This window comes from Saccharopolyspora sp. NPDC002686 (genome assembly GCF_040295745.1).
In the GTDB taxonomy this organism is placed as follows: domain Bacteria; phylum Actinomycetota; class Actinomycetes; order Mycobacteriales; family Pseudonocardiaceae; genus Saccharopolyspora; species Saccharopolyspora oryzae.
The window spans coordinates 1-8,513 of the sequence record NZ_JBEOVY010000329.1 but is presented as its reverse complement, the minus strand read 5'-3'; the positions used below and the strand labels follow the sequence as shown (position 1 = coordinate 8,513).

Annotated in this window: 8 protein-coding genes; all 8 read right to left on the bottom strand. The window is 70.3% G+C overall.

Annotated features, from left to right (window positions below):
* Positions 1 to 473, bottom strand: a 473-nt coding sequence (locus ABTZ89_RS31175) for a Scr1 family TA system antitoxin-like transcriptional regulator (protein WP_351051439.1), incomplete at its 3' end; no start/stop codon positions are given.
* Positions 474 to 625: 152 nt separating this feature from the next.
* The gene (gene phoU / locus ABTZ89_RS31170) at positions 626 to 1,273 is read right to left on the bottom strand and encodes a phosphate signaling complex protein PhoU (RefSeq protein WP_270950578.1); all 648 of its coding nucleotides are present in this window, start codon (positions 1,271 to 1,273) and stop codon (positions 626 to 628) included.
* Positions 1,274 to 1,458: 185 nt separating this feature from the next.
* On the bottom strand, positions 1,459 to 3,861 hold the full coding sequence (locus tag ABTZ89_RS31165) for an LCP family protein (RefSeq protein WP_351051436.1): 2,403 nt from the start codon (positions 3,859 to 3,861) through the stop codon (positions 1,459 to 1,461).
* Positions 3,862 to 4,113: 252 nt separating this feature from the next.
* Positions 4,114 to 4,977, bottom strand: coding sequence for a GGDEF domain-containing protein (locus ABTZ89_RS31160; protein ID WP_270950580.1), 864 nt, complete (start codon positions 4,975 to 4,977; stop codon positions 4,114 to 4,116).
* Between the two features lie 405 nt (positions 4,978 to 5,382).
* Positions 5,383 to 5,883: a hypothetical protein gene (locus ABTZ89_RS31155; protein ID WP_351051432.1), complete on the bottom strand. Its 501-nt coding sequence runs from the start codon at positions 5,881 to 5,883 to the stop codon at positions 5,383 to 5,385.
* Positions 5,884 to 5,896: 13 nt separating this feature from the next.
* The gene (gene dusB, locus ABTZ89_RS31150) at positions 5,897 to 7,036 is read right to left on the bottom strand and encodes a tRNA dihydrouridine synthase DusB (RefSeq protein ID WP_270950582.1); all 1,140 of its coding nucleotides are present in this window, start codon (positions 7,034 to 7,036) and stop codon (positions 5,897 to 5,899) included.
* A gap of 57 nt (positions 7,037 to 7,093) precedes the next feature.
* Positions 7,094 to 7,777 (bottom strand): YqeB family protein, encoded by a 684-nt coding sequence (locus ABTZ89_RS31145; RefSeq protein ID WP_351051429.1) that lies wholly within the window; start codon positions 7,775 to 7,777, stop codon positions 7,094 to 7,096.
* Complete coding sequence (locus ABTZ89_RS31140; protein WP_351051426.1) at positions 7,774 to 8,382, bottom strand: TetR/AcrR family transcriptional regulator; 609 nt, start codon at positions 8,380 to 8,382, stop codon at positions 7,774 to 7,776. Before ABTZ89_RS31140 ends, ABTZ89_RS31145 begins: the two co-directional genes overlap by 4 nt.
* Between the last annotated feature and the right edge of the window lie 131 nt (positions 8,383 to 8,513).

Below are 8,513 nucleotides of genomic sequence, written 5' to 3'. Positions count from 1 at the left end.
GGCTGCTCGCCGAGCAGGCTCTGCTGGCGGGTCGAGATCACCGCGAGCCGCTCCTGCAGATCGTCCTGGGTGAGCTCGTGGACCTCGGCGGTCAGCAGCGCGCGGCTGTAGTCGGCGGTCTGCAGCAGCTCCGGCAGCGGGTCCGCGCCGTAGCAGCTCACCGCCTTCGCCGAGGTCTCCAGGCCGAGGTAGGTCTGCAGACCCGGCCGCTGCGCCGTGCTCGGGTACTGCTGCCACCAGCCGCGCTGCTTGGAGTCCTGCGCGAGGTCCACCAGCGAGGAGAGCTGTTCGGTGGTCACGCCGTAGAACTCGGCCATCAGCCGCACGTCGGAGGTGCGGACCGGTACCCGGCCGAGTTCGATCTGGCTGATCTTGCCCTGGGAGCAGTCCAGGTGGGCGGCGACTTCGCGGTGCGTGCGCCCCGCGGATTCGCGCAGCCGCCGCAGCTCGCTGCCCAGCCGTCGTCTGTGCACGGTCGGACTCTTACGCAACGCGCACCTCAGCGACCCCGGTTCGGAACGTTCTCACCCGAACGAGGATCGCACATGGCGATCAGCAGTAGCGAGTACTGAGACCGAGTATTAATACTTCGTCGGTCACAGCGGCGGCGAGCTGCGGAAACGCCTCAGCTGTTCGGCATCTTTCCGGTCACGATGAACACGACCCGGCGAGCCACCGACACCGCGTGGTCCGCGAAGCGCTCGTAGAACCGGCCGAGCAGCGTGACGTCCACCGCGGCGGCCACGCCGTGCGACCACTCCGGGCTCATCATCACGGTGAACAGGTGGCGGTGGAGGTCGTCCATCTCGTCGTCGTCCTCCTCCAGCCCGCGCGCGGCTTCCACGTCCTGGGTCTGGATGACCGTCCGCGCGCGCTCGGCGAGCTTGACCGCGATCCGGCCCATCTCGGCGAAGTACGGCTGCACGTCCGGCGGCAGCACCGCGTTCGGGTGGCGGCGGCGGGCGGTCTTGGCCACGTGCAGCGCCAGGTCGCCCATCCGCTCGAGGTCCTCGGCGGTGTGGATGGTGGAGATGACCGTCCGCAGGTCGCCGGCCACCGGCGCCTGGAGGGCGAGCAGCCCGAAGGCGTGCTCCTCCGCGCGCGCCCGCGCCTCGTCGACCTGCACGTCGTCCTCGATGACCTGTTCGGCCAACTCGAGGTCGGCCTCCAGGAGTGCCTTGGTGGCGCGCTCCATGGCGGCGCCGACCATGGCCGACATCGAAGCGAGTTCTTCGGCCTGCTCGCCGAGCTGTTCCTGGTAGACCTCACGCATGCAACCCAGAGTACTTCCAGGCGGGATCGCGAAGAATGCCCCGTGGTGAACCAGCGGTTAACACGAAGTGAGGAATCCCTGCTCGAGCAGGGGTTTCATGATCGTTCCGGGCGGGACCAGAACGGCTCGTGAGCACTTTGCGGCGTGATAGCACCACAAAGTGCTCACGAGCCGTGAGCGGGTTCTCAGCCGCAGAGGTCGGTTCCGGCGTTCACCGTGGACAGGCCGGTCGCGGGCGGCGGCTCCTCGCCGTCGCTCGGCTTCGCCGGGTGGAAGCTGGCACCGCCGCCGCTGGGCAGGTTCTGGGTGTTGGCCGCCTGCTGGGGCTGGGCGTCGGTGGTCACCGGCTGGTCGTCGAGGATGGACTGGAACAGCGCGCGGGTGTCGTCCTCGCGCAGGACCTCCATGCCCTCGTCGTTGGCGTAGCCGGTGGTGGGCACGGTGATGAAGGTGACCTTCTTCGGGTCCAGGCCCTGCAGCTGCTGGCCCAGGTCCATCAGCCGGTCGGCGCCGATGTTCTCGCCGAAGGTGTTGGCGCTGACCGCCTTGACGAAGTTGCTGAGCTTGCCCGGGTCGAGCAGCACCTGGCCGGACATCGTCTTGCGCAGCAGCGCGGACAGGAACATCTGCTGGCGCTGCATGCGGCCGTAGTCCGAGGTCGGGTCGCCCTGGACGTGCCGGGCGCGCACGTAGCTGAGCGCCTGCTCGCCGCTGATGGTGTGCTTGCCGGCCTCGGGGATCACGGTGCCGAGGGTGTCGTCGATGATCGGCTTCTCGGTGCAGACCTCGACGCCCTGCACCGCGTCCACCATGGACTTGAAGCCGTTGAAGTCGATGCCCAGGAAGCTGTCCACCCGCAGACCGGAGATCTGCTGGACGACCTTCGTGGTGCACAGCGGACCGCCCACGGCGTAAGCCTCGTTGAGCCGGACGTCCTGGCGGGCCGGCACCTGCTGACCGGTGTACTGGCCGGTCTTGGCGTCCCAGCGCTCGCACGCGGGCATGTCGACCTGCAGATCGCGCGGGAACGACACCAGGACCACGCGGCTCCGGTCGGCCGGGATGTGCGCGATCATCGTGGTGTCCGCGCGGGCGCCTGCGGACTCCTCCTCGGTGCCCACGCCGTCCTCGGGCCTGGCCCCGGCGCGGGTGTCCGAACCGACCAGCAGGAAGTTCTGGTCACCGGTCTGCTTGGCGACGTCCTTGATGGAGTCGGAGTTCGGGTCCAGCGCTGCGATGGACGACGGGCCCCAGAACGTGGTGGCGCCCCAGGCGAAGCCGAGCGTCAGGAAAACCGACAGCGAAGCGGCCACCGCGACCGCCATCACGATCAGGTTGGTGCGGCGCTTGCGCTGCTTCTTCTTCCACTCCATCCGGGACTGGCCGCCGCGGCCCTCCTCGTCGTGGAAGTCGAAGGGCATGTCGGTGCCGAGCTCGGGCTCCTTGCGCTTGCCGAGCAGCCACGAGAACTTCTTGCGGCGGGCCTCCTCCTCGGCGGCGATCTCGTCGTGGACCGCGGAGAAGCGGGCGAGCGTGGCGTCGATCTGCTTGATGTCCGCCTGCCGCTCCTCGCTCGACTCCTCGTCGGCTTCGAGGTCCTCGTCCAGGTCGTCGAACTCGTCGTCGTCGACCAGGTCGGAGAGGTCGTCCGGGGCCGCGACGATCGCGGTCTCCTCGGCGGCGTTCACCGGCGCGGCGGGCTTGCGCTTCGGCGGAGTGACCGGCTTGGCGAAGGTGGTCGCCTGCTCCTCGGGGTTGAGCCGCGAGACCACCGAGGTCGCCTCGGCCTTCGGCGGTGCCGGGGGCACCGGCGCGTGCTGGGTGGTGGCCTCGAGGTCCTCGTTCACCGGGGGCGGGACCGGGCGTTTCGGCGCGGGCTGGCGCATCCGGCGCGGCGGGCTGGCCGGTGCGCCGGACAGCGCCTGGCTGATCTGCGTGGCCTCGACGTCGTTGCGCGGGGGCTCGGCGGGCGTGCCGTTGACCGGTGGCTTGGCCGGAGCGGCGCCGCGCGGGGGTTCAGCGGGTGCGGCGCCGCGCGGGGGTTCGACGGGGGCGCCGTTGCGGGGGCCACCGTTGACCGGCGGTTCGTCCGGGCGTCCGCCGCGGGCGGCTGCGCCACCGGCGAAGGCGGCTGCGGCGCCACCCGCCGCCGGTCGGCGGCTGGGCGGAGGCGGGGTGTCCTGGCGTCGAGCAGGCGGCTGCGGGGGACGACCACCGGCGGGCGGAGTCCAGCCCGGAGGCGGTGTGCCGGGACGGTTCGGGGGAGCTTGGCGGCGCCGCGGTGCGGCGTCCGGGGGCCGCGAGGCCGGTTCGGACGCTTCGGGGGGAGCGGCCGGGCCGGGCTGCGGGGGACGGGTGTTGCGGGGCGGCTGGGGCTGCGGGGGCTCCGGTTCGGCCGCGCGCCGGTGGTTGGAGCCACCGGGGGCCTTGCCGTGCTTGGACAGCAGGTCTATGACTCGGGTACCGCCGGTGCCGTCTTCGCTGAGTGCGCGGCGGCGTCGACCGGTAGCGGCGGAGCCGTCGTCAGCATCGGCTTCCGGGCGGGAACGCCGGTGCCCGACCTCGCCATGCCGGGGGTCTTGCGGCACGCCTTTTCCCTCCCACCTTCGAAAATGCCAACGGTCTGCATGATGCCGACGCGCTCGATACCCCCCGACGTGTATCGGACGGCGCCTCCGAGATAGTACGGCCGATCGCCCGAACTGACGATAGGACCGACAATTTCTTCACAATCAGTGCACGATCGTACCTCGTGCCTCGTCTATTGCGGCCAACCGTGCTATGCCGGTTGACCGGCGCAAACACGGTTGATCACGCCGAGCGATGATGGCAGGTGCCGATCAGTAACTCGACGCCTTTCTCGGATGTGTTCCTCGTCGCTCGGCGGCGATTCCGGCCAAACGGACATCGGATCCCATCCGGTGGGCGACCGCGTTGCGCCCCGCCTGCTTCGCCGCGTAGAGCAGCGCGTCCGCGCTGATCAACTGCTGTTCGGCGGAGACCGGCGCGGGTCCGGCGGCGGTGTGCTCGTGCGCGACGCCGATGCTGACCGTCACCCGCAGCCCCGGGGCCATTTGCGACCACGGGAACCGCTCCACCAGCGAGCGGGCCGTCTCGCACACCGCCACCGCCTCGGCCGGGTCGACGTCGGGCAGCACGAGCACGAACTCCTCGCCGCCGTAGCGGGCGCAGAACGCCCCGCTGGGCAGCGACTTCTGCAGCAGGTCGACGACGCGTTGCAGCACCCGGTCGCCCAGCAGGTGCCCGTAGTTGTCGTTGACCTGCTTGAACCAGTCCAGGTCGACCAGCGCGACGGCGAGCCCGGCGTCGGTCCCGGCGTGCTCGGTGAGCAGGTCGGCCAGCCGTTCGTCCAGGTAGCGGCGGTTGTAGCTGGCGGTGAGGCTGTCGCGCAGGCTCTGCTCGCGGGCTTCGGCGTGCTCGCGGCGCAGCCGGTTGACCTCGTGCCGCAGCTGCTCCGGAACCCGCGGGACGCTGGATCGCGCGTCCAGCGCCGAGCGCAGGTGGTGGTAGGCCTGGCGCCACTGGCCGCGTGCGGCCAGCAGGCTCGCGATCGATTCGTGCAGCTCCGCCATCCCGGTCCCGTTGGCCAGGTCCTGGCGGGTGCGTCGGCCGGACGGCAGCAGGGGCACGTCGCTCTCGTGGAGGGGCTCCCGCCCCGCGAAACCGTTGCGCATGCCGGTCATCGCACTCACCTCCCGTCCGTGGTGTCTTCGGGTGTGACGGACATGTCGAGCTGGTCTGACCCGCTCGTCGCTCAGTTCGCTCAACCGGCTGACCCCCTGGCCTCGTCCGAATGCGAGCGCCGTTCGAATCCCCAACTGCCTGATGTGTACCGGGCGAGAGGTGGATGGGGAAGCGAATCCGAACGGACCCACCCGCTCGGACGAGCAGACGAGCACGTGAGTTCCACCACCGCATCGCAACTTAATCGGTGTCGCATCGGCGTGGCGTTACGGGCTCTTGATCTCGCAACGATGTTCCACGACTGGGTGGCCGACACGCCGAGACCTGTGGACAAGTCCGGATTCCTGTGGACAACTTCCGCGAATTCAATGGAAATCGGACCTCTGATTTCCATTGAATTTGCGTCAGGCACTGGGGCAGGGGGCGAAGGCGCGGAGCTGGCCGTCGAGCAGGACGAGGTGCATCGAGCCGATCTGGTGTCCGGTGGTGGTCCCCGCGGTTCGGGTGGTCACCTCGACGCCGATCACCCAGATCTCGCCGCGCGGCGCCAGACCATCGGGTGCGTAGCCGGGATCGGGGCGCAGCGTGGACATCGCCGGGTCCAGCTGGACGGTGGTGTCGCCGAGGTCGCAGGTCTGGTCGGTGAAGTCCGGGTGCTGCGTGCGGCGGAAGAACTCCTGCTGGGCGGCGGGTCCCGACCGGGCGGCGGCGTTGTTGTCCGCGAAGTACTGCTCGGCCAGCCCGACCGCGGCGGGTTCCGGCGGCGGCTGCGCGCAGCCCGCTGCGAGAACCGCCGCCGATGCGCCGACGAGAACGGCTGATCGGCAGCGGAATCGGCTGCGCGCAACGGATTTCGACACCTGGGCGCCCTCGTCCTTCGTCTTGCCGCCTACCCGGACCGCCACGCTGGAGGGGGCGTCAGCCGCCGCTGGAGTCGATCTCGGCCGCGGTGGGGACGGTGATGTCGTCCGGGTCGTCGAGCCAGCCCTCCGGCAGCACGACCTTGCCGGCCGAGCCCTGGCGGCCGCGCGGGCCCTCGGCGTCGATCGGGAACGGTGCGTCGTGCTCGAGCTGGGCCAGCAGGTCGTCGAGCTCGGCCAGGCTGGACACCATGCCGAACTGCCTGCGCAGGTCCGAGCCGACCGGGAAGCCGCGCAGGTACTGCGGCATGTGCTTGCGCAGGTCGCGGAGGCCCTTCTCCTCGCCCATGTGGTCGGCGAGCAGCACGGCGTGCCGCCTGAGGACCACGGCGACCTCGCCGAGCTTCGGCCCGGTCGGGATCGGCTCGCCGGCGAAGGCGGCCTGCAGGTCGCGGAACAGCCACGGGCGGCCCATGCAGCCGCGCCCGACCACGACGCCGTCGCAGCCGGTCTCCGACATCATCCGCAGGGCGTCGTCGGCGCTGAAGATGTCGCCGTTGCCGAGCACCGGGATGGTCTTGACGTGCTCCTTGAGCCGGGCGATCGCCGACCAGTCCGCGGTGCCCGAGTAGCGCTGGGCGGCGGTGCGACCGTGCAGCGCGACCGCCGCCGCGCCGTTCTCCTCGGCCAGCCGTCCCGCGTCGAGGTAGGTGATGTGGTCGTCGTCGATGCCGATGCGGAACTTCACCGTCACCGGGATCCCGGCCGGTTCGGCGGCGCGCACCGCGGCCTGCACGATCTCGGCGAACAGCCGCCGCTTGTACGGCAGCGCGGAACCCCCGCCCTTGCGGGTCACCTTCGGCACCGGGCAGCCGAAGTTCATGTCGACGTGGTCGGCGAGGTCCTCGTCGACGATCATCTGGACGGCCTTGCCCATGGTCACCGGGTCGACCCCGTAGAGCTGCATGGAGCGCGGGTGCTCGTCCGGGGCGAAGGTGATCATCTCGAGCGTCTTGGGGTGCCGTTCGACCAGCGCCCGGCTCGTGATCATCTCGCACACGTAGAGCCCGGCGCCGTACTCGCGGCACAGCCGGCGGAACGCGACGTTGGTGATCCCGGCCATCGGCGCGAGCACGACCGGCGGATCGACCTGGTGCGGTCCGATCTTCAAGGCGGGCTTGGACAAGGTGGCGGTCACCCCACCATTGTCACCGACGCCGGAAAAGACCTTCACCCACCGCAGGTGTGAGGTTGGTCAGGTGGTCTTTCGGGTGGGGATTTGGCGGTACTGCTGGGTTCCTGCTCGGTCTCGGAGGACCACTCCTCGGGCTTGGAGCTGGTCGGTCAGGTCGGCTGCTGCTCCGTGCTGCTTGTCGGTGAGGGCTCGGGACCTGGCGCGGAGGAGGGCGTTGGTCTCTTCGTCCAGGTCCGGGTGGCCGTCGAGCCACTTGCGGAAGTCGTCCTCGTGCGGGTCGGAGGCGCCCGCCCACGGGTAGCCGAAGTGCTCGAAGGCCGCCTTGACCTGGTCCTTCGGGAGGTCTGAGGACTTGTGGCGGGCCAGTTGCCTGGTGGTCGCGTCCAGCAGGACCAGGTCCTTTCCGTCCTGGAAGACCGCGTCGACGTCCTCGCGGCGGAGGTAGCGCTCGGTTCCGCCCTGCTTGAGCTCGACGCCCTCCTGGCGGACGGTCAGCTCCAGGCTGTCCTTCTTCGCCTCGGCCGCCAGCCACGCTCCAACGCCCAGGCCGACGACGGCCAGTACCGGGATCGCCCAGGCGGTCGGGAGGGCGGCGGCGAGGCGCAGCGGCCCGGGGGCGTCGCCGATCAGGTCGATGATCCAGTTCACCAGGGGTTTGACCAGGAAGCCCAGGGCGGCGCCCAGGATCGCGCCGCCGATCGTCAGGGCCCAGAGCACTGCGCTCGGTATGCGGACGGTGGTCATGCGTGGTCTCCAGCGGGGTCGCACGGTCGGGAGAGGAAGCGGGTGATCATCCGGCGCAGCATCGGGCGCGGGTCCCGGTCCGGATCGGAGTTGAGGAACGCGCCGTCGATGACGACCTGGATCCACTGCGCTGTCTCGCGCGGATCCAGCGCCGGATCGATCGCGCCGGTGTCGATGCCACGCGCGATCAGCGCCGCGAAGCCCTCGTGCAGGACCGCCGTGGTCTCGGTGATGACCTGCGCCAACTCCGGGTCCTTGCCGGCCTGGCGGACCACCTCGACCAGGATCCCGGGGGCCAGCGGGTCCATCGCCTCCACGGCCACCGCGTCCACCATCGCCAGGATCGAGGCCACCGGGTCCTCGCCCGCGGCATGCCGGTCGACGAGCTCGCGCGAGGTGGGCAGGTCCCGCTCGAAGATCGCGCGGAACACGGCTCGCTTGTCTGCGAAGTAGTAGAAGACGCTCCCCGAGCTCAGGCCCGCGGCCTTCGCGATCTCCGCCGCCGAAGTGCTCTCGAAGCCGCGCTCGGCGAACAGCGCCGCGGCGGCTTGCACGATCGCTTCGCGCCGCGCGGCAGCGCGTTCCGGGTCGGCAGTGCGGGCCATGCGCCCACGCTAGCAGATTAACTGAGTGGTCAGTTAAAGAATTGACCCCGAAAGAAGGGCGCCCGCACGTGCGAAGTCAGGCCGACAGTCTCTCGTGAAATCAGTGCTCGGCGCGATCAGGAATCGATCCC

Bases quoted from the DNA above. Each gene is read 5' to 3' on its own strand.
- phoU (WP_270950578.1), bottom strand. From the start codon at position 1,273: ATGCGTGAGGTCTACCAGGAACAGCTCGGCGAGCAGGCCGAAGAACTC.
- ABTZ89_RS31140 (WP_351051426.1), bottom strand. From the start codon at position 8,382: ATGGCCCGCACTGCCGACCCGGAACGCGCTGCCGCGCGGCGCGAAGCG.
- ABTZ89_RS31145 (WP_351051429.1), bottom strand. From the start codon at position 7,777: ATGACCACCGTCCGCATACCGAGCGCAGTGCTCTGGGCCCTGACGATC.
- ABTZ89_RS31160 (WP_270950580.1), bottom strand. From the start codon at position 4,977: ATGACCGGCATGCGCAACGGTTTCGCGGGGCGGGAGCCCCTCCACGAG.